This window comes from Pseudomonas sp. P2S-1, from assembly GCF_057197725.1.
In genome coordinates this window covers 5,221,126-5,241,578 of sequence record NZ_CM170068.1, presented here as the reverse complement: position 1 = coordinate 5,241,578, position 20,453 = coordinate 5,221,126, and the positions used below count along the sequence as shown (strand labels likewise).

The following is a 20,453-nucleotide window of genomic DNA, read 5'->3' as shown; positions in this document are numbered from 1 at the left end:
GAGCACCGCTGCCAGCGATCAACCGCCGGATTTCTTCGCTTTGAAACCCTGCTTGATCAACTCGCCGAGCAGCAGCTCGACATGGTCGCCCTGGATTTCGATGACGCCGTCTTTCAACGCGCCACCGGTACCGCAGCGCCGTTTCAGGGTGCTGGCCAGGTCCTTGAGCTGTTCGAGCGGCAGGGGCACGCCGCTGATGGTGGTCACCGTCTTGCCGCCGCGACCTTTGCTTTCGCGACGCACACGGGCGATGCCATCACCTTCCGGGATGAGCGTCTGCTTGCAGATGCAGGCATCGATGGGTTGGTTGCAGTCCGGACAATGCCGACCTGCATCGGTGGAGAACACCAGGCCGCCAAGGGCGGAGAATGACGAGGCTTTCTTGGCCACTTTTGATCCTCACGTTTGAGGACAAAAAACTGGTCGCCGACCCGGACGGGCCACGACCGCGAAGCCCCACTCTGGCAGGGGCAGCGCACCTGCCACGAAGGGTTCGCGGCAGGGTAAAAAGGCCGCGCAGTGTAACGGCAAATGTCCCACTTGCTAAGTACAGAACTGCGCCAATTTGGACAAATATTGCGACGTCAGGATTGCCGGTCGAGCGCCCGGGCCAATGCAGCGAGGGAGTCGGGGCAATACGGCAGTGTCTGCGACTCTTCCCAGACCACTTCCGGGTTGACGAAACGGGCCTCGCTGACCTCTTCCGGCTGCAAGTGCAGGGGGCCGTCCCAGACCGCCGAGAACACCGCGCACCACAGGCGGTTGCCCGGCACGTCGAAGAAGAAACGGTCATGGGGACGCATTTCGACGCCGCTCACGCCCAGCTCTTCTTCCAGCTCCCGCGCCGCCGATTCGGCGTACGCCTCGCCGGCCGCGACCATGCCGCCGGCCGCTACATCCCAGTAGCCCGGATACAACGCCTTGCTCAGGGTGCGCTTGTGGATGCACAACTGGCCGGCGCTGTTGAACAGCAGGATGAAGGTGCAGCGCCCGATCAGCCCGCGTTCGCGCAACTCGGCGCGAGGCAGCGCGCCAAGCAGTTGGTCGTCGGCATCGACCCAGGCGACCTGTTCCTGGTCCGAGGCGGCACGGTGCGCCGCCTCTTTCTCGCTGATGGTCATATCAGCCCTGCGACAGCAACTGGCGCAGGTCGATGACCGCGGCGTTGGCCCGGGAGATGTAGTTGGCCATGACCAGCGAGTGGTTGGCCCACATGCCGAAGCCGCTGCCGTTCAGCACCATCGGGCTCCACAGCGGTTCCTGGGACGCCTCCAGCTCGCGGATGATCTGGCGCACGCTGACGGTGGCGTTCTTCTTCGCCAGCACGTCGGCGAAGTCCACCTCGATGGCGCGCAGCAGGTGCGACAAGGCCCAGGCCTGGCCGCGGGCCTCGTAGAAGACGTTGTCGATCTGCAGCCACGGAGTCTCGACCATTTCCTCGTCGACCTGCGGCGCCTGGCCTGGCACCACCACTTCGGTCTTCAGCGTGCTGTTCAGCTTGACCCGGCCAACGCTGGCCGACAGACGCTGGGACAACGAACCCAGGCGGGTGGCCACATCGCCCAGCCAGTTGTTCAGGTTGTCGGCGCGGGTATAGAAGATGGCGCCCGAGTCACCGGCGGCCAGACGGGCCTGGTAGCGGTTCAGCGACTTGATGCCTTCCTCGAACTCGGACTCGCTCGACGGCAGGATCCAGCTCTTGTTGTCGAAGTTGAAGCGCGGCTCGGCCTTGGCCAGGTCGGCGTCTTCGGTAGACTGCGACTGGGAGCGGGCGAAGTCCTTGCGCAGGGCGCGGGACAGGTCACGGACCTGGACCAGCACGCCGTATTCCCAGCTCGGCATGTTGTCCATCCACAGGCCCGGCGGGAAGCGGTCGTTGGAGATGTAGCCGCCCGGCTTGTTGAGCAGGGTGCCAGCGACGGTCTTGAGGGTTTCGATGGTGGTGTAGCCAACCACCATCTGCTGGCCGTTGCGCTCGGCGGCGGCCTGGGCGCTCTGCTGGACCGGGAACAGGTCGGGCTCCTCGCTCCAGTACCAGCCGAGGGCGATGGTCACGACCAGGTAGACACCGATCAGCGCACCCAGCGAGCGGCTGAGCAGGCCACGGAAGTAGCTGCCGCTCGCCGTCTCGCGTTTGGCGCTGCGGTCCTCGCGCGCCTCGGCGCCGCCTTTACGGTTTTTCCAGTCCAGCATGGCGTTGTCCTTATTCAGTCAGGGCATGTGCAGGGTTCGACCGCCGCAGCCGGGCATTGGTGCCAGCGCATCGCAAAACTCGGCGGATGCACTGCTGCCAGGGGCGGTCCGGGTGACGGCCACTATAAAGCAAGGGGGCAGGATCGCATAAACGACCATCGGGTCACGAACTGAATGAATCTCCGGCGTCAAAAAATTGATGCAGGGCACTCGATTGCGTCGAAAGTGGTGCTAGCATAGAGCCATCACTCGAACTGCCTCACCTTTAATAAGAAGTAGTCAGGACATGACCGAGCCAGAAGACCCCAATCGTGAGCGACTCAAGCAACACTTTGCCCAGCGGGTCATTCATCAGGCCCGGCAGATCCTGGAAATCTGGCAGCGTCTGCAGCGCAGTGAATGGTCCAGCGGCGACCTTGGTGAGCTGTGCGAGGCCAACCTGCGCCTGCAACGCTACGCCGAGCGTTTCGAGCAACCGGAGCACACCCAGCTGGCCGAAGCCATCGGCCAGACCCTGGACGCGGTCGAGGCCAATAGCGCACGGCTGAGCAGCACCCTGATCAGCGAACTCAACCGCCTGATGCAGCGCCTGTCGCGCACCGGCCTGCGCCAGGGCGACCGCCTCGAACAGACCACCCTGCCGCCGCTGCGCAAGCCGGTGTACATCATGCTCCAGGACCACGATCGCGCCGAGCGCCTGGCCAAGCAGCTGGAGTTCTTCGGCCTGGGCGTGGAAGCCCTGTTCACCGCCGAGGCCTTTCGCGCCTCGATGAGCGAGCGCCTACCTTCGGCCATTGTCATGGACGTGGACTTCTGCGGCCACGGCCAGGGCCTGGTGCTCGCCGAACAGGCCCAACAGGGCCTGGAACAACGGCTCCCGCTGCTGTTCTTCAGCCTCCACGAAACCGACACCCCGACCCGCCTCGCCGCCGTGCGCGCCGGCGGCCAGGAGTTCTTAACCGGTACGCTGGAAGCCTCGAGCCTGCTGGAAAAGGTCGAACTGCTCACCAGCGTCACCCAGTACGAGCCCTTCCGCGTGCTGATCATCGACGACTCCCGGGCCCAGGCCCTGCACACCGAGCGTCTGCTGAACAACGCCGGGATCGTCACCCGCACCCTGACCGACCCGATCCAGACCATGGCCGAGCTGGCCGATTTCCAGCCCGACCTGATCATCCTCGACATGTACATGCCGGCCTGCACCGGCACCGAACTGGCCAAGGTGATCCGCCACAACGACCGCTATGTCAGCGTGCCGATCATCTACCTGTCCGCCGAGGACGACCTGGACAAGCAACTGGACGCCATGAGCGAGGGCGGCGACGACTTTCTGACCAAGCCGATCCGCTCGCGCCACCTGATCACCACGGTGCGCAACCGCGCGGCCCGGGCACGCAACCTCAAGGCGCGGATGGTCCGCGACAGCCTGACCGGGCTGTACAACCACACCCATATCCTCCAGTTGCTGGAGGACTGCAGCTTCCGCGCCCGCCGGGAAAGCCGGCCACTGAGCTTCGCCATGCTCGACATCGACCACTTCAAGAAGGTCAACGACAGCCACGGCCACCCCATGGGCGACCGGGTGATCAAGAGCCTGGCGCTGTTCCTCAAGCAGCGCCTGCGCAAGACCGACTACATCGGGCGCTATGGCGGCGAGGAGTTCGCCATCGTCATGCCCAACACCGATATCGACGCCGCGCACAAGGTCCTCGACCAGATCCGCCAGCGCTTCGCCGAGATCCACTATCCGGCGCAGCCCCAGGACCTGTCCTGCACCTTCAGCGCAGGTATCGTGGCCCTCAGCGAAGAGCTCGACGCCCTGAGCATGGCCACCGCCGCCGACGAGGCGCTGTACCGCGCAAAAGGCGCCGGACGCAATCGGGTGGTGCGGGTGGAGTGGTGAAGTCAAATGGCCACTTTTTTTGACCCGGAAGACGGGTTCGTCATAACCACGTCATAAAATCGCAATAACTTCAGTGCCTTGCCTTCCAGCCGTCGGTAGTCAAGCACATGCGCCTGAAGCTGCTCACCAATCTCAACACCCTGTTACTGGTCCTGGTCTGCCTCGCCCTGGGCGCCACCTTGTGGTGGTCGCAAAAGGCCCTGGAGCGACCGTATCTGCTGATGGAGCGCTACCTGGGCCTGTCCCAGCAGTTCCAGAACCAGGTGGCGCGCAATATCCAGACCTACCTCGGCAGCGGCGATGCACTGCAGCATGCCACCGCGCTGCAGGCCACCCAGGACCTCCAGGAAGAGCTGAAGCAGTTGCCGGAAGACCTGGTCCAGAGCGTGCGCCCGAGCCTCGACAGCCTGGCCACCTTCACCAGCAACGAACTGCTGGCCGCCGGCAAGCTGGCCGGCGATCCCCAGGCCCTGCTGCTGCAGGCCGAGCGCGAGCTGGGCGCCAACCTGGAGCAATGGCTGCGTTACGCGCAGAACGGCAACAACCCGGAAGGCGCGCGCTACACCACCCCTCTTTTCGAAGCCGGGCTGCACCTGAGCCGGCTGTCCCTGGCCCGCGACAAGCTGGTCAGCAGCGGTCGTCCGGAGCTGGCCGAGGAAGTCGAGCGTGAGTTGAACCTGATGGCCGAGCAGGCGAAGATCCTCGACGCCCTGCCGCTGCTCGGCGTCAAGGAAGCCAGCGCTTCCGGCTCCGACGACTTCGCCGCGATGATGGGCCTGGAAAGCGAGAGCAAGAGCGAGGCCGAAGACACTGCGATCGGCCTGCGCCGCGAACTGAATAGCCTGATCACTCGTTATCCGGCCGAGCTGCAACGGACCCGCGAGCAGATCCAGCGCCGTGGCGAGCTGGCGGCCACCACCACCTCGCGTATCGCTGCGGTACAGCAGGCCATCGCCGATCTGGAGCCGGGCGTGCGCAGCCAGCACGGGCAGATCCAGAGCGAAGTGCGCCTGATGCAAGGCGTGATGATTGCTCTGATCCTCCTGATCGCCCTGGTGATCGACCGTCTGCAACGGCGCCTGGCGCGGGTGCTGACCGCTCTTGATCCAGCCCTGTCGGCGTGGGCCGGTGGCGATTTCAGCAAGGCCATCGACCTGCCGCCGAGCAACCGCGAGATGCACGATATCCAGGACTCGCTGAACCGCCTGCGGGATTACCTGGTGGAACTGGTCGGGACCATCCGCCACAACGCCGAGCAGGTGGCCGGCAGCAGCCGTGCCCTGGCCGGCATGAGCAGCGCCCTGCACGACGGCGCCGAGCGCCAGGCCGGGGACACCGCGCAGATTCGCGATGCGCTGGGTGAGCTGGAAGCCACCATCGTCCAGGTGGCTGGCGACGCCAGCCAGGCCGCCGATGCCAGCCGCCAGGCCGGTGAAGCGGTGGAACAGGGCCAGGCGGTGATCGGCCAGAGCCTGACCGGGCTGCGCAAGCTGGTGGACGAAGTGCAGGGCAATGCCCAGGTGGTCGAGGAGCTGGCCCAGGAGTCGGCGACCATCGGTGGTGTACTGACGGTGATTCGCGCCATTGCCGAACAGACCAACCTGCTGGCCCTCAACGCGGCGATCGAAGCGGCGCGTGCCGGCGAGATGGGCCGCGGCTTCGCCGTGGTCGCCGAGGAAGTGCGCTCCCTGGCGCAGCGCACCACCGGCGCCACCGGTGAGATCCAGACCCTGATCGTGCGCCTGCAACAGGCCGCGCAGGAATCGGTGGAAGGCATGCGCGCCCAGCTCGAACACGCCGAGGCCACGGCCAACCAGGCGCAGGCGGCGGATGGTGCGCTGGATGAAATCGTCACGGCAATCCAGACCATTGCCGACACTGCGGTGCGGATTGCCGATGTGACGGCGCAGCAGAGTGGCGCGGTGAGCGAGATTCGCGATCACAGCGAGCGGATTCACGGGCTGGGCGAGGACAACCTGCAGCGGATCGGTGAAGGGCGCGATCAGGGCGAGCAGTTGTTGCGGTTGGGTGGAGAACTGAATACGGCGGTTCGGGCTTTCCGTTTGTAGGTGGCCTTTCGGGCCCTATCGCTGGCAAGCCAGCTCCCACAGGTTTCTGTGTACACCGCACACCCTGTGGGAGCTGGCTTGCCAGCGACAGGGCCATCAGCAACGCAGCAAATCCCCGAGTCGGCTATCATGCGGGAATTTCCGCCCCACCCCGCGAGCCCACCATGCGTCGTCTGCTTTGCCTCCTGCTGCTGGCCCTTGCCCTGCCCGCCATGGGCGCCGGCCTGTTCGACAGCCGCCCCAGTGCCACCCTTGGCGCGTCGTCCCTGAACAACAGCGCTGATTTCCTGCCGGTGCGCGAAGCCTTCAAGCTCAACCTGATGGACGGCGACAGCAAGACCATCAAGCTGCGCTTCGTCCCCGCCGAAGGCTATTACCTTTATCGCCACCGCTTCCAGTTCCGCACCGAACCCGCCGACATCGCCCTGGGCACGCCGCAACTGCCGCCCGGCGAGGCCAAGCACGATGAGTTCTTCGGCGATGTCGAGGTCTACCATGGCATCCTCGATATCGACCTGCCGCGCAGCGACGACCAACGTCCCTTCGCCCTGGTGGTCACCTACCAGGGCTGTGCCGACAAGGGTCTGTGCTACCCGCCGGAAACCGAACGCCTGAGCATTGCCGGCAACAGCAGCGCCACCGCCCCGCCCGCAGCCAGCACCCAGCAAGCCTGGACCTGGAACAGCCTGCTGCTGTTCTTCCTCGCCGGGGTCGGCCTGACCTTCACCCCTTGCGTGCTGCCGATGCTGCCGATCCTTTCCGGGGTGGTCCTGCGTGGCCAGGTCGGCGGTTTGCGCGGCCTGGCCCTGTCCCTGGCCTACGTGCTGCCGATGGCCGCCTGCTTCGCCCTGCTCGGCGCGCTGATGGGCCTGTTCGGCGCCAGCCTGAACCTGCAGGCACGCCTGCAGTCGGCCTGGGTGCTGGTGCCGTTTTCGCTGTTCTTCGTGCTCTTCGCCCTGGCCATGTTCGGCCTGTTCGAGCTGAAACTGCCGCGTGCCCTGAATGACCGCCTGGACCGCGTCGCCGGCAACACCAAGGGCGGTTCGCTGCTCGGCGCCGCCGTGCTGGGCGTGGTCTCCAGCTTGCTGGTCTCGCCCTGCGTATCCGCGCCCCTGGCCGGCGCCCTGTTGTATATCAGCGCCAGCGGCGATGCCCTTGGCGGCGCGCTGAAGCTGTTCGCCCTGGGCCTGGGCATGGGCGCCCCGCTGCTGCTGGTGGCGACCGGCGGTGCCGCCTGGCTGCCGAAGAGCGGGCCGTGGCTGGTGACGGTGAAAAACGCCATCGGCGTATTGCTGCTGGGCCTGGCCATCGGCCTGCTCAGCCGCGTGCTGCCGGGGCAGGTCACCCTGCTGCTGGTTGGTTTGCTGGCCGCCGGAGTGGCGCTGTTCCTCGGCGCTCTGGAATTCGGCTACAAGGCGCCGCGCCAGCGCCTGGCCCAGTTGCTCGGCCTGTTCCTGCTGGTCTATGCCGTGGCCTGCTGGTATGGCGCGCTGAGTGGCCAGAGCGATCCGCTGCGGCCCCTGCCCGTCGCCGGCAACGCCGCCGTCGTCAGCCAGGCGAAGAGCGACACCTGGCAAACCATCGACAGCCCCGCCGAACTCGACCGCGTTCTTGCCGAAGCCAAGGCCGCCGGCCAGCCGCTGGTGCTGGACTGGTACGCCGACTGGTGCATCAGTTGCAAGGTGATCGAGCATGAAGTGCTGAATGCGCCGAACGTGCTGCCATTGCTCAAGGAATACCGGCTGGTGCGCTTCGATATCACCCAAAGCAGCGCCGAACAGCGCGCCCTGCTCGACCGCTACCAGTTGTTCGGCCCGCCCGCACTGCTGTTCTTTGCGGCAAACGGCAGCGAAAACAGCGCCGCTCGCGTGGTGGGCGAGACCAACGCCGGCGAATTCGCCGAGCATCTGCAGCGCATCCGCGCCGATCTGCGTCTATAACTTCCCGGGGCTGCGAAAAACCCGCGACTGATGACCGGGATTAACAAAATAGTCATATATTTCGCGCGAATCTCGGTCATCGTGCTGGCTATTGCAGGCAACTGGACAGTGCTCGGGTCTTTGCGGCATAGTCGCCGCGCTTGTATTCATGTCCTACAAAAAATCAAAGGATGCGCAGATGGCGACCCTACTGGTGCTGCACGGCCCCAACCTGAACTTGCTCGGCACGCGCGAGCCCGGTGTCTACGGCGCCGTGACCCTGGCGCAGATCAACCAGGACCTGGAGCAGCGTGCCCGCGCCGCCGGCCACCATCTGCAGTACCTGCAAAGCAATGCCGAGTACGAACTGATCGACCGGATCCACGCCGCCCGCAACGAAGGCGTGGACTTCATCCTGATCAATCCGGCGGCTTTCACCCACACCAGCGTCGCATTACGTGACGCATTGCTGGCGGTGAGCATCCCATTCATCGAAGTGCACCTGTCGAACGTGCACAAGCGCGAGCCGTTCCGTCACCACTCCTACTTTTCCGATGTAGCCGTGGGAGTGATCTGCGGTCTGGGCGCCAGCGGTTACCGCCTGGCCCTGGAGTCCGCCCTGGAACAACTGGCCGCCAAATCCTGAATAACGCGGGCCTGGCCTTCGCCAGGCTTTCAAGAACGTTTCAATCACGTTCATACGACCCTGACCAAATCTTGGGAGTTGATGATTAATGGATATTCGTAAAGTCAAGAAACTGATCGAACTGCTGGAAGAGTCCGGCATCGACGAGCTGGAGATCAAGGAAGGCGAAGAGTCCGTGCGCATCAGCCGCCACAGCAAGGCGCCAGCCCAGCAGTACTACGCGCCGGCCCCGGTTGCCGCCGCCGTCGCTCCAGCTGCCGCCCCGGCGCCAGCCGCTGCCGCTGCTGCTCCGGCCGCCGCTGCTGCGCCTGCACTGAAAGGCACCGTGATCCGTTCGCCAATGGTCGGTACCTTCTACCGCAAAGCCTCGCCAACCTCGCCAGCCTTCGTTGAAGTCGGCCAGTCGGTGAAGAAAGGCGACACCCTGTGCATCGTCGAAGCCATGAAGATGATGAACCACATCGAAGCCGATATCGGCGGCGTCATCGACGCCATCCTGGTAGAAGACGGCCAGCCGGTTGAGTTCGACCAGCCGCTGTTCACCATCGTTTGAACCGCGGAGAGCCTGCGATGTTGGAAAAAGTTCTGATCGCCAACCGCGGCGAAATTGCCCTGCGTATCCTGCGTGCCTGCAAGGAACTGGGTATCAAGACCGTCGCCGTACACTCCACGGCCGACCGCGAGCTGATGCACCTGGGCCTGGCTGACGAGTCCGTGTGCATCGGCCCGGCCGCATCCAAGGATTCCTACCTGCACATCCCGGCGATCATCGCCGCGGCCGAAGTCACCGGTGCCACTGCCATTCACCCTGGCTATGGCTTCCTGGCGGAAAACGCCGACTTCGCCGAGCAGGTCGAGAAATCCGGCTTCGCCTTCATCGGCCCGAACGCCGACACCATCCGCCTGATGGGTGACAAGGTGTCGGCCAAGGACGCCATGATCAAGGCCGGCGTACCGACCGTACCGGGCTCCGATGGCCCGCTGCCGGAAGACGAGGAAACCGCGCTGGCGATCGCTCGCCAGGTCGGCTACCCGGTGATCATCAAGGCCGCCGGTGGCGGTGGTGGTCGCGGCATGCGCGTTGTGCACAAGGAAGAAGACCTGATTGCCTCGGCCAAGCTGACCCGTACCGAAGCCGGTGCGGCGTTCGGCAACCCGATGGTCTACCTGGAGAAGTTCCTGACCAACCCACGTCACGTGGAAGTCCAGGTGCTCTCCGATGGCCAGGGCAACGCCGTGCACCTGGGTGACCGTGACTGCTCGCTGCAGCGTCGTCACCAGAAGGTCCTGGAAGAAGCCCCGGCCCCGGGCATCGACGAGAAGGCCCGCCAGGAAGTCTTCGCCCGCTGCGTCCAGGCGTGCGTCGAGATCGGCTACCGTGGCGCCGGTACCTTCGAGTTCCTCTACGAGAACGGCGCGTTCTACTTCATCGAGATGAACACTCGCGTGCAGGTAGAGCACCCGGTTTCGGAAATGGTCACCGGTATCGACATCGTCAAGGAGATGCTGAGCATCGCCGCTGGCAACAAGCTGTCGTTCACCCAGGATGACGTGGTGATTCGTGGTCACTCCCTGGAGTGCCGGATCAACGCCGAGGACCCGAAGAAGTTCATCCCGAGCCCAGGCACGGTCAAGCACTTCCACGCACCAGGCGGCAACGGCGTTCGCGTCGACTCGCACCTGTACAGCGGCTACGCGGTTCCGCCGAACTACGACTCGCTGATCGGCAAGCTGATCACCTACGGTAAAGACCGCGAAGAAGCCATGGCACGCATGCGCAATGCCCTGGATGAAATCGTCGTCGACGGGATCAAGACCAACATCCCGCTGCACCGCGAGCTGGTCCGTGACGAAGCCTTCTGCAAGGGCGGCGTCAACATTCACTACCTTGAGCACAAGCTGGCTTCGGAGTAATCCGGACGGTTTTGCCCCGCTGTGAATGCGAAAGCCCCGAACCCAGGTTCGGGGCTTTTTTATTGTTCTGGAGAACAACACGGACCCTGTGGGAGCTGGCTTGCCAGCGATAGGGCCAGACCAGACAACTTCATTGCCCAAGCCGGCTTCATCGCTGGCAAGCCAGCTCCCACAGGGGTCAGCGTCGCTTGCTAGAGGGTAGTCAGTTGCAGGGACTGCGCCGCGATCTGCTGCACCGTCGCCGGCCGCCCGGCCAGGGTGGTGACCTGCCCGTCACCCCGCTGCACCAGCGGCTCCTGGCGGAACCGCTGCATGAAGCGTCGGGCCCGTACGGCGATAGCGCTGTTGCCACCCAGCGAAGCCTCCAGCAGGATCGGGTCGAGCACCTTCTGCACACTGGACCGGGTCGAGGTGAACACACGTGTCGCCCCGTCCGCCAGGTCAAAGCACACGCCATAGATATTGCCCAGGCACGACGAATACGACCAATGGTCCCACTGCGCCTGGATGCCCCGTCGCGCCAGGGCCGAACGCAGCGGCCCACCGATATCCGCCGCCGTGGACAGCCAGTCGCCCCCCACCAGCACAGCACTGACCCGCCCTTCTTCCCCGCCACGAAGAACGCCGTGCAGCGCCGTGTCCAGCGCCTCCTCCACCAGCCGGCCGATATTGTGATCGACATGGATCAGCGCCCCGCCATGGGTCGCCGGGTTGTACAGGCAGACGGCAACGCAGGATTCGATATTCAGCGAGTACAGGTAGTTGTCGCTGCTCGCCGGGTTGAAGCGCGCGATCAGGCCCTCACCCTGCAGGACACCGCGCTGCGGCAGCGGGCTGGTCCGCGCCGGGAACGCCTCCGCCACGTCCCAGACTCGCCCGAGATACTGGCTCGGCGCCCCGCCCCGAAGCCCGACCCGCTCGTTGAACTGCCAGCGATTGCCCGGCCCCAGGCGGATCGGCACCCGGTAGTGGGCCCGCGGATAACGGGGATCGAGCAGGCGCAAGGTGTTCAGGCCACGGTCGTGAAGCACCTGGAAGTAGCGCCCGCGATCATTGACGTAGAAGGCTTCACGCCCGTCGTCACCGAGGCGGCTGTAAACCCCGCGCCAGACCCCGCCACGTTCCATGCTGCGCAGGTTGTCCGGGACCTTGCGCAACGCCCGCTGCTCATCCATGACGCTGACCGCCGCCCGCTCGCCCTGGCGGATGCCCGGCCGGGCCTGATCGGTAAGCTGGGTCCAGCGGCTGGCCTCGCTGGCCTTGCGCAAGCCGGCCCGCGAAGCATGGGTCAAGGCGCCCCAGGCGCCCGGCAAGGCAATGCCCCAGAGCGCAATCGCCACGCCCACCCAGTGGTTCAGCGCCGCCGAATCGTCATCGGCGATGTGGCTGGCGATCGCCTTGGCGCTGCCGATGGCAATGAATACCGCGTCGAGGGCGAAGCCCAGCGGCGGAAACGCCAGGCTCAGGGGAAAGGCCGCGTACAGCAGGCCCTTGGTCACCTGCTCGACGATCACCTCGTGGCGGCTGCGGGTCACCGCCTCGATATCGCTGACATGACTCTCCAGGAACGCGTCGTACTCGGCCATGAAGTCGCCAATCCGGTTGCCTTCGCGCAGGGTGTCACGGGTTCGCTCGCCCTTGGCCAGATGCAGCAGCCACTCGGACACCTGCGGCCGGTCGACGAAGCGCACATGTTGCAGATACCAGTCGTGCAGCGCGCCACGGCCGGCGCCGACGAAGCCCTGGTACTTGCGCAAGGTCAGGCCGTCGGGCGCCTGCGGCGTGTACAGCCAGTCCTGGGCCACGCCGCCGACGATACGCCGGAACACATACAACCCGGTGCTTTTGCGTCCGTTGAGGGTGAAGCGGAACAGCCCGTCGCCGGCGATATTGTCTGCCGACTCGCCCTGGGGCTGGCGCACCTCGGCCAGTTGCCCGACGACCTCGAGCAACCAGTCACGCTCGTCGTCATCGATCATCTGCTTCCCGTGCGTGGCCTGTACATCGCGCAGCAGGGTGGTTTGCGCCAGGGCGAAGTGCAGGGCCCGGCGCTTGGCATACAACGGGTCGGTGGGGTCGAGGAAACGTCCGCGAATCGAGTCGGCATACGCCGAGCCGATATAGGCGCTGCGCACGTAGCTCAGCAGTTCGGCAGCACGCACCCTGCCCAGGTCCTGGCCGACGGATGAGCGCACCGGCATCCGCGGGTTGTCCAGGCCCCAATTGTCGTCATAGCCATAGATGGCCAGGTCGAGCAGGGTGCGGGTGAGCTTTCCCGAGGCATTCAGCCCCGGGAAGAAATCAAAGAGGATGGTCTGCGGATCGACTTCTCCGGTGACCCCGCAATCGCGCAGGTAATTGGCGATGGCCGCCTTGACCGTGCGCCGGGAGAACGCCAGCAGGCTTTCCTGCTCGTCGACCTGCTGCTGCATCGCCTGGTTGAGCAGGCGCAGGTCCTCGTTGAGGCCGGCGATCACCCGGCGCTTGTCCAGCGGCAGCTCGGCGAACCAGTGCGGCGCTTCGTACCAGGCAACCTGTTCGAGATGGTTGTCCCGCCCCAACTCGACCAGGTAGCGGCTGCATTCGGCGTAGCCATGGCGCGGGCCACGATGGTCGCGGGACAGGTCCCAGGCATCGGCACGTTCGCGTACGCTGGTGTAGAACTGCTGGGCCTTGCGCTGCCCGCGCACATTGATGCGCTCCAGCAGGTAGCGGGTGCCCGCCTCGTCGGCCAGCCACTGGCCCAGTTCCACGGCCAGGGCGCGCAGCGAGGCCAGCTCGATCCACTCCTGGCCATCGGGCTTGCCGGGCGCATACAGCACCAGCCCGGACAACTGGTGCGCGTCGTCCTCGTGATAGAACAGCAGCAGTTGCGCCAGCGGCTCATCGGGGAACTGGGAAACCCCGGTGACCTTGTCGCCCGGAGCGTCGCGGCCCACGCCGTTCCCCGCACGGACCCGCAAGACCCGCGCATAACTGTCGGCGCCCAGGTGCCCCTTGCAGCGCGCGATGAAGGCGCTCTGCTGCAGGCGCATGTCGTTCAGGTCGAGCAGCGCGGCGAACACCTCGGGGCTGGCATAGCGCTCGGCCAGCGCCTGGTGATAACCGGCGCGGGGGTCGACCGTGAACAGCAGTGCGTCGAGAAAGCCGGGCGGCAGCACCTGGTTCAGCGCGCCCGGATCACGCAGCAAGGTGCGCGCCTTGTCCCGGCCGGGCGCGAACGGGCCTTCGGCGACCAACTCAGCGAGACGCAGGGTTCGCTCTACCGGGTAACGCGGATGCTCGACCCGGGTGCGCACCTGCAGTTCGTCCGGGTCGATGTCCAGGCCGAGGGTCAACCGGCAGTGGTCGATGATCGCCAGGCGAGCATGGGCCTCCAGGGAGTCCACCCCATACAGCAACAACGCGAGCTGTTCGCGCAGCAGGCCATGCTGGCGCTGGAAATGCCGCAGCACCTCCAGCTCTTCCCCGCTCAGGGCGCCGAACCAGTCGCCCAGCGCCACCCGGACCAGGGCGTCGATCTGCTGGCGCTCGGCCTCGGGCAGGCTGCCAGTCCCCTCGAACAGCGTGCGCCAGCGCTTATCCATGTCCTGGATATAGTGCTGCAGGCTCTCGCCATCGAAGCGCTTCAGGGTTTCCGCGCAGAACAGCGCCTTCAGCGCCGAGCAATGTTCTTCGAGACGCTCAAGGAAACGCTCACCCAGTGCACTTCGCTCATCGAGTCCGGCCGGGCGCTGCACCCATTGCCGGCGCAGCGCCTGGCAGTAATCGTCCAGCACCCCGGCCGCCGCGCCCTCGATGATCTGCATCAGGGTCTGCTGGCGTTCGCTCCAGCCTTCCTCACCATCCTCCGGCGCATCCTCCATCAGCCAGCGCAGCGGGCCGTGCAGGTCGGCGTCGAAATCCGCCAACTGGCCGTCGATCAGGCGTTGCAGCAAGGCCAGCAGCAGCGCCCGGCGAAAACCGGGGGCGATATCGCCTTGCGGGTAATAGGTGCGCAGGTGAACCATCAGGCGCTCGCGGGCGAACACCTCGAAAAACGGCCGCTGCTCGAAAAACCCGTCGATCCACAGCTCCCAGCGCGTCAGTTGCAGCAGCGACAGGCGTGCCGCGCCATCCTCCAGCTTCGTGCTCATCGTCTGACTCCTTGTTGAATGAGGCAGGTCAGGGTGCGTGAGTCCTGGCACGACGAGGTGATAGATAGTTAACCGGGTTGTTATCCACTTTGCCGCCCGGCTCGCGTAGACTGGCGGGCTTTCGCAGCACTGCGCTGAATCCCCTGGTGAAGGTACCCCCATGCCCTGGTTACAAGTTCGTCTGGCCATCACTCCGGAACAGGCCGAAACCTATGAAGACGCCCTGCTGGAAGTGGGCGCGGTTTCCGTGACCTTCATGGATGCCGAGGACCAGCCGATCTTCGAACCGGACCTGAACACCACGCCACTGTGGTCCAACACCCACCTGCTGGCGCTGTTCGAGGCCGATGCCGAGCCCGAGGCGGTGTTCGCCCACCTGCAACTGCTGACCGGCGCCGAGCTGCCGGAACACCACGCCGAAGTCATCGCCGACCAGGACTGGGAGCGCAGCTGGATGGACAACTTCCAGCCGATGCGCTTCGGCCAGCGCCTGTGGATCGTGCCGAGCTGGCACGCGGCGCCGGAGCCGGATGCGGTCAACCTGCTGCTGGACCCGGGCCTGGCCTTCGGCACCGGCACCCACCCGACCACCGCCCTGTGCCTGGAATGGCTGGACGGCCAGGACCTGAAAGGCGTCAACCTGCTCGACTTCGGCTGCGGCTCGGGCATCCTCGCCATCGCCGCGCTGCTGCTGGGCGCGCGCCGTGCCACCGGTACCGATATCGACGTGCAGGCCCTCGAAGCCTCCCGCGACAACGCCGGGCGCAACGGCATCGCCGAGGCGGATTTCGACCTGTACCTGCCGGAGCAGATGCCGGCGATGCAGGCCGACGTGCTGGTGGCCAATATCCTCGCCGGCCCGCTGGTCTCGCTGGCACCGCAGCTCAGCGGCCTGGTGCGTCCGGGCGGCCTGCTGGCGCTGTCGGGCATCCTCGCCGAGCAAGGCGAAGAGGTGGCCGCGGCCTACGCGGCGGACTTCGACCTGGATCCGATCGTCGTGCGCGACGGCTGGGTCCGGATCAGTGGTCGCCGCCGCTAACAGCACCTAGACTTCACCTCAGCCCACCCCGGATCGCCGCATGACCGACAGTTTCGTCACCCAGTGCCCGCATTGCCAGACCAGCTTTCGCGTCAGCCATAACCAGCTGAGCGTGGCGCGCGGGGTCGTGCGCTGCGGCAATTGCCTGCAAGTGTTCAATGCCGCCAAGCAGTTGCTGGAACAGAATGCGTCGTTGCAATCGGTCCTGAGCCCGCCCGTTCCGGCACCGGTCGTGGTGGAAACCGCCGAGCCGCCGCTCGAACCCGCCCCTGCCGACAAGGCACCGGCCCTGCCGGCCTGGGGCGAGGTCGACCTCGACCAGCTCGACCTCGACAGCGAGCTGGCCCGCCTCGAACAGCGCGAGATCCAGCCGAGCCTGTCGTTCCACGCCACCCCGCGCCGCGAAGACAGCCTCAGTGCCAAGCGCGATGACGCCGATGCCGACGAGCGCCTGGAAGACGGCCTGTTCAGCACCGAGGACCGCGACCCGGTAGCGCCGATACTCGACGAGCCGCCGCTGCAACTGGAGCGCCCCGAGGAAGAGCAACCGCAGCCGGAAATCCGCACCGAGCCTTCGCTTTCGCTGGACCTGCCGGAGCCGGACGACACGCCGCCGGTCCGCTCGCTGGCCCTCGATGAAGAAGAACAGGACGAGCCCGTCGAGCGCGGCGCTCGCCTGTCGGCCCGCGACGATGATGACGAGGCGGATGACCCCGAACCGGAGATCTCCGAGCGTCGCGAACCGGGACTGGGCGCCCTGCCCCCGGCCGGCAGCGCGCCGCGCAAGGAATCCCTGGTCGACCTGGTCGACGACCCGATCCAGCTCGACTGGCAAAAGCCGAAAAGCACCCTGGGCCGCAAGCTGCTGTGGTCAGTGCTGATCCTTCTGGCCGCTGCCGGCCTGGCCACCCAGTACATCTGGTATCACTTCGACGAACTGGCCCGCCAGGACCAATACCGTCCGTGGTTCCAGGAACTCTGCCCGACCCTGGGTTGCACCGTGCCGTCCAAGGTGGATATCGGCCGGATCAAGAGCAGCAATCTGGTGGTACGCAGCCATCCTGACTTCAAGGGCGCGCTGGTGGTGGACGCGATCATCTACAATCGTGCACCGTTCTCCCAGCCGTTCCCGCTCCTCGAACTGCGCTTCGCCGACCTCAACGGGCAATTGATCGCCAGCCGGCGCTTCAAGCCCGCCGAGTACCTCAGCGGCGAGCTGGCCGGGAAGGACGAGATGCCCAGCCAGACCCCGATCCACATCGCCCTGGACATCCTCGATCCGGGCCCGAAGGCGGTCAACTACAGCCTGAGCTTCCGCTCTCCCGAATGACAGCAGCGGCAAGCCGCAAGCTTCCAAGCCACAAGAAAAAGCAGCGGCGGCACGCGGTTGCTCTTTCTTGTGGCTTGAAGCTTGAGGCTTGTAGCTGGTCGCCAGAGCGACCCAACTGTTCAGATTTTATCCAGATTCATCTTTATCCGGTCATCGAGAGCGGGTATCATGCCCACCCTTTTTCGAACTCTAATGATCCGGCCCCACAACAGGGAACTCCTATGTCGGCGGTACGCATCGGCCCATACGAACTGCAGAACAACCTGATCCTGGCCCCCATGGCCGGAGTCACGGACCAGCCTTTCCGCCAGCTTTGCCGACGGATGGGCGCAGGCCTGGTGGTGTCGGAGATGGTCAGCAGCGACATGAGCCTGTGGAACAGCCGCAAGTCGCGCCTGCGCATGATCCACGAAGGCGATCCCGAACCGCGCTCGGTACAGATCGCCGGTGGCGACGCGCAGATGCTTTCCGCCGCAGCTCGCGCAAACGTGGAGCTGGGCGCGCAGATCATCGATATCAACATGGGCTGTCCGGCAAAAAAAGTCTGCAACAAGGCCGCCGGCTCTGCTTTATTGAAAGATGAAGCGCTGGTCAGTGAAATCCTCCACGCGGTGGTCGCCGCGGTGGAGGTGCCGGTGACCCTGAAGATCCGTACCGGCTGGGACCGCGACAACAAGAACGGCCTGGTCGTGGCGAAGATCGCCGAGCAGGCCGGGATCCAGGCGCTGGCCGTGCATGGCCGGACCCGCGCCGACCTGTACACCGGCGATGCCGAGTACGAAACCATCGCCGCGATCAAGCGGGCGGTTTCGATCCCGGTCTTTGCCAATGGCGACATCACGTCACCGCAGAAGGCCCGCGAGGTGCTCCACAGCACCGGCGCCGACGGCCTGCTGATCGGTCGTGCCGCCCAGGGACGACCCTGGATCTTTCGCGAGATCGAGCATTACCTGCGCACCGGCGAGACCTTGCCGGCGCCGCAGCTGGGCGAAGTGGAAGGGATTCTGCTGGAACACCTGGCAGCGCTGCATGCCTTCTACGGCGATGTAATGGGCGTACGAATCGCCCGCAAGCACGTTGGCTGGTACCTGGCAACGTTACCGGGGGCCAAGGAATTCCGCGCCCGGTTCAATCGTTTGGAAGACACAGAAGCGCAATGCGCCGACGTTCGCCAGTTCTTCCGCGAACGCGAACAGAGCCTTGAGACAGAGGACGGACAAGGGGTGGCCGCATGACGATGATGACCGAGACTTTAGTGAGTGGAACAACGCCCGTGAGCGACAACGTCAACCTGAAACAGCACCTCAATACCCCCAGCGAAGAGGGCCAGACCCTTCGCGGAAGCGTGGAAAAGGCGCTGCACAACTATTTCGCCCACCTCGAAGGTGCGGCCGTCACGGACGTGTACAACCTCGTGCTCTCGGAAGTCGAGGCGCCCCTGCTGGAAAGCGTGATGAACTACGTCAAGGGCAACCAGACCAAGGCCAGCGAGCTGCTTGGACTGAACCGCGGCACCTTGCGCAAGAAACTCAAGCAGTACGACCTGCTGTAAGCCAGAACCCCAACCAAAAAGGCGACTCCCGGCGAGCTCGCCTTTTTTGCTGACTCCACCGCGTTATGGAATCTGAAATGACCGACCAGACTACCCGCCTGCCGATCCGCCGTGCCTTGATCAGCGTTTCCGACAAGACCGGGATCCTCGAATTCGCCCGTGAGCTGCAAGGCCTCGGCGTCGAGATCCTGTCTACCGGCGGCACCTTCAAGCTGCTCCAGGACAACGGCGTCGCCGCGGTCGAAGTCGCCGACTACACCGGCTTCGCGGAAATGATGGACGGCCGGGTCAAGACCCTGCACCCGAAAATCCACGGCGGCATCCTCGGCCGTCGCGGCACCGACGACGCCATCATGCAGGAGCACGGGATCAAGCCGATCGACCTGGTCGCCGTCAACCTGTACCCGTTCGAAGCCACCATCTCCAAGCCGGGTTGCGACCTGCCGACCGCCATCGAGAACATCGACATCGGCGGCCCGACCATGGTCCGTTCGGCGGCGAAGAACCACAAGGACGTGGCCATCGTGGTCAACGCCAGCGACTACGCCAGCGTCCTGGAAAACCTCAAGGCCGGTGGCCTGACCTACGCCCAGCGCTTCGACCTGATGCTCAAGGCGTTCGAACACACCGCCGCCTACGACGGCATGATCGCCAACTACATGGGCACTGTTAACCAGGCCGCCGAGACCCTGTCGACCGAAGGCCGCAGCGAATTCCCGCGCACCTTCAACAGCCAGTTCGTCAAGGCCCAGGAAATGCGCTACGGCGAGAACCCGCACCAGAGCGCGGCGTTCTATGTCGAAGCCAAGCCGTCGGAAGCCGGCATCGCCACTTCCGTGCAACTGCAAGGAAAGGAACTGTCGTACAACAACGTGGCCGACACCGACGCCGCGCTGGAATGCGTGAAGAGCTTCGTCAAGCCGGCCTGCGTCATCGTCAAGCACGCCAACCCGTGCGGCGTCGCGGTCAGCCCTGAGGGCGGCATCCGCCAGGCCTACGAACTGGCCTACGCCACCGACACCGAATCGGCCTTTGGCGGCATCATCGCCTTCAACCGCGAGCTGGACGGCGAAACCGCCCGTGCCATCGTCGAGCGCCAGTTCGTCGAAGTGATCATTGCCCCGAGCGTCAGCGAGGAAGCCCGTGCCGTGGTCGCGGCCAAGGCCAACGTGCGCCTGCTGGCCTGCGGCGAATGGTCGGCCGAACGTGCCGCTGCCTGGGATTTCAAGCGCGTCACCGGCGGCCTGCTGGTACAGAGCCGCGACATCGGCATGATCACCGAGGGCGACCTCAAGGTAGTGACCAAGCGCGCGCCGACCGAGCAGGAAATCCACGACCTGATCTTCGCCTGGAAAGTGGCCAAGTTCGTCAAGTCCAACGCCATCGTCTACGCCAAGAACCGCCAGACCATTGGTGTCGGCGCCGGCCAGATGAGCCGCGTCAACTCCGCACGTATCGCTGCAATCAAGGCCGAGCATGCCGGCCTGCAGGTGCAGGGTGCGGTTATGGCATCGGACGCGTTCTTCCCGTTCCGTGACGGCATCGACAACGCCGCGAAAGTGGGCATCACCGCCGTCATCCAGCCAGGTGGCTCGATGCGCGACGCCGAAGTCATTGCCGCCGCCGATGAGGCAGGTATCGCCATGGTCTTCACCGGTATGCGCCACTTCCGCCACTGATTTCAGCTTTCAAGCTTGACGCGGACCCTGTGGGAGCGGGTTCACCCGCGATTACGGTAGTGAATTCACCGAC

General features: G+C 65.2%; 15 protein-coding genes. 11 read left to right on the top strand and 4 right to left on the bottom strand.

What is annotated here, in order from left to right; genetic code table 11:
- Positions 1-18: 18 nt before the first annotated feature.
- The 3 genes from AC2CQI_RS23475 to AC2CQI_RS23465 all read right to left on the bottom strand — a co-directional run bounded on the left by AC2CQI_RS23475 (position 19) and on the right by AC2CQI_RS23465 (position 2,193).
- Positions 19-390, bottom strand: coding sequence for a translation initiation factor Sui1 (locus AC2CQI_RS23475; RefSeq protein WP_075804673.1), 372 nt, complete (start codon positions 388-390; stop codon positions 19-21).
- 194 nt (positions 391-584) lie between these two features.
- The gene (locus AC2CQI_RS23470; protein WP_484578028.1) at positions 585-1,121 is read right to left on the bottom strand and encodes an NUDIX hydrolase; all 537 of its coding nucleotides are present in this window, start codon (positions 1,119-1,121) and stop codon (positions 585-587) included.
- 1 nt (position 1,122) lies between these two features.
- On the bottom strand, positions 1,123-2,193 hold the full coding sequence (locus AC2CQI_RS23465) for a DUF2333 family protein (RefSeq protein WP_484578027.1): 1,071 nt from the start codon (positions 2,191-2,193) through the stop codon (positions 1,123-1,125).
- A gap of 286 nt (positions 2,194-2,479) precedes the next feature.
- On the opposite strand from AC2CQI_RS23465, the gene AC2CQI_RS23460 reads away from it, so the two are divergent.
- The 6 genes from AC2CQI_RS23460 (at position 2,480) to accC (ending at position 10,644) form a co-directional block, all read left to right on the top strand.
- A complete protein-coding gene (locus AC2CQI_RS23460; protein WP_484578026.1) occupies positions 2,480-4,096 on the top strand; it encodes a diguanylate cyclase in 1,617 nt (538 codons plus the stop codon).
- A gap of 107 nt (positions 4,097-4,203) precedes the next feature.
- Positions 4,204-6,165 carry a methyl-accepting chemotaxis protein gene (locus AC2CQI_RS23455; protein WP_075804677.1) on the top strand — a complete coding sequence of 654 codons (1,962 nt, stop codon included), beginning with the start codon at positions 4,204-4,206 and terminating at the stop codon, positions 6,163-6,165.
- A 164-nt stretch (positions 6,166-6,329) separates the two neighbouring features.
- Positions 6,330-8,105 (top strand): protein-disulfide reductase DsbD, encoded by a 1,776-nt coding sequence (locus AC2CQI_RS23450; RefSeq protein ID WP_484578025.1) that lies wholly within the window; start codon positions 6,330-6,332, stop codon positions 8,103-8,105.
- 178 nt (positions 8,106-8,283) lie between these two features.
- Positions 8,284-8,730, top strand: a complete 447-nt coding sequence (gene aroQ / locus AC2CQI_RS23445) for a type II 3-dehydroquinate dehydratase (protein ID WP_075804679.1) — start codon at positions 8,284-8,286, stop codon at positions 8,728-8,730.
- An 88-nt stretch (positions 8,731-8,818) separates the two neighbouring features.
- Positions 8,819-9,283, top strand: coding sequence for an acetyl-CoA carboxylase biotin carboxyl carrier protein (accB, locus tag AC2CQI_RS23440; protein ID WP_075804680.1), 465 nt, complete (start codon positions 8,819-8,821; stop codon positions 9,281-9,283).
- A gap of 17 nt (positions 9,284-9,300) precedes the next feature.
- The gene (gene accC, locus AC2CQI_RS23435) at positions 9,301-10,644 is read left to right on the top strand and encodes an acetyl-CoA carboxylase biotin carboxylase subunit (RefSeq protein ID WP_075804681.1); all 1,344 of its coding nucleotides are present in this window, start codon (positions 9,301-9,303) and stop codon (positions 10,642-10,644) included.
- 191 nt (positions 10,645-10,835) lie between these two features.
- Here the strand turns inward: accC and AC2CQI_RS23430 are convergent, their stop codons facing one another.
- Entirely contained in the window at positions 10,836-14,780 is a 3,945-nt protein-coding gene (locus AC2CQI_RS23430; RefSeq protein WP_484578024.1) for a dermonecrotic toxin domain-containing protein, read from the bottom strand.
- Between the two features lie 160 nt (positions 14,781-14,940).
- Between AC2CQI_RS23430 and prmA the strand changes: the two genes are divergently transcribed.
- From prmA to purH, 5 genes are all read left to right on the top strand, one after another.
- Positions 14,941-15,819: a 50S ribosomal protein L11 methyltransferase gene (prmA, locus tag AC2CQI_RS23425; RefSeq protein ID WP_064301578.1), complete on the top strand. Its 879-nt coding sequence runs from the start codon at positions 14,941-14,943 to the stop codon at positions 15,817-15,819.
- Between the two features lie 40 nt (positions 15,820-15,859).
- Positions 15,860-17,149: a DUF3426 domain-containing protein gene (locus AC2CQI_RS23420; protein ID WP_484578023.1), complete on the top strand. Its 1,290-nt coding sequence runs from the start codon at positions 15,860-15,862 to the stop codon at positions 17,147-17,149.
- Between the two features lie 221 nt (positions 17,150-17,370).
- The gene (gene dusB / locus AC2CQI_RS23415; RefSeq protein ID WP_484578022.1) at positions 17,371-18,384 is read left to right on the top strand and encodes a tRNA dihydrouridine synthase DusB; all 1,014 of its coding nucleotides are present in this window, start codon (positions 17,371-17,373) and stop codon (positions 18,382-18,384) included.
- Positions 18,381-18,701 carry a DNA-binding transcriptional regulator Fis gene (gene fis / locus AC2CQI_RS23410; protein WP_003186237.1) on the top strand — a complete coding sequence of 107 codons (321 nt, stop codon included), beginning with the start codon at positions 18,381-18,383 and terminating at the stop codon, positions 18,699-18,701. Before dusB ends, fis begins: the two co-directional genes overlap by 4 nt.
- Positions 18,702-18,778: 77 nt before the next feature.
- Positions 18,779-20,380, top strand: a complete 1,602-nt coding sequence (gene purH, locus AC2CQI_RS23405) for a bifunctional phosphoribosylaminoimidazolecarboxamide formyltransferase/IMP cyclohydrolase (RefSeq protein ID WP_075804685.1) — start codon at positions 18,779-18,781, stop codon at positions 20,378-20,380.
- Positions 20,381-20,453: the final 73 nt, after the last annotated feature.

What these genes read in the sequence shown, in the direction of transcription:
- AC2CQI_RS23470 (WP_484578028.1), bottom strand. Translation starts at nt 1,121, where the DNA reads ATGACCATCAGCGAGAAAGAGGCGGCGCACCGTGCCGCCTCGGACCAG.
- AC2CQI_RS23465 (WP_484578027.1), bottom strand. Translation starts at nt 2,193, where the DNA reads ATGCTGGACTGGAAAAACCGTAAAGGCGGCGCCGAGGCGCGCGAGGAC.
- AC2CQI_RS23460 (WP_484578026.1), top strand. Translation starts at nt 2,480, where the DNA reads ATGACCGAGCCAGAAGACCCCAATCGTGAGCGACTCAAGCAACACTTT.
- AC2CQI_RS23455 (WP_075804677.1), top strand. Translation starts at nt 4,204, where the DNA reads ATGCGCCTGAAGCTGCTCACCAATCTCAACACCCTGTTACTGGTCCTG.
- AC2CQI_RS23450 (WP_484578025.1), top strand. Translation starts at nt 6,330, where the DNA reads ATGCGTCGTCTGCTTTGCCTCCTGCTGCTGGCCCTTGCCCTGCCCGCC.
- aroQ (WP_075804679.1), top strand. Translation starts at nt 8,284, where the DNA reads ATGGCGACCCTACTGGTGCTGCACGGCCCCAACCTGAACTTGCTCGGC.
- accB (WP_075804680.1), top strand. Translation starts at nt 8,819, where the DNA reads ATGGATATTCGTAAAGTCAAGAAACTGATCGAACTGCTGGAAGAGTCC.
- accC (WP_075804681.1), top strand. Translation starts at nt 9,301, where the DNA reads ATGTTGGAAAAAGTTCTGATCGCCAACCGCGGCGAAATTGCCCTGCGT.
- AC2CQI_RS23430 (WP_484578024.1), bottom strand. Translation starts at nt 14,780, where the DNA reads ATGAGCACGAAGCTGGAGGATGGCGCGGCACGCCTGTCGCTGCTGCAA.
- prmA (WP_064301578.1), top strand. Translation starts at nt 14,941, where the DNA reads ATGCCCTGGTTACAAGTTCGTCTGGCCATCACTCCGGAACAGGCCGAA.
- AC2CQI_RS23420 (WP_484578023.1), top strand. Translation starts at nt 15,860, where the DNA reads ATGACCGACAGTTTCGTCACCCAGTGCCCGCATTGCCAGACCAGCTTT.
- dusB (WP_484578022.1), top strand. Translation starts at nt 17,371, where the DNA reads ATGTCGGCGGTACGCATCGGCCCATACGAACTGCAGAACAACCTGATC.
- fis (WP_003186237.1), top strand. Translation starts at nt 18,381, where the DNA reads ATGACGATGATGACCGAGACTTTAGTGAGTGGAACAACGCCCGTGAGC.
- purH (WP_075804685.1), top strand. Translation starts at nt 18,779, where the DNA reads ATGACCGACCAGACTACCCGCCTGCCGATCCGCCGTGCCTTGATCAGC.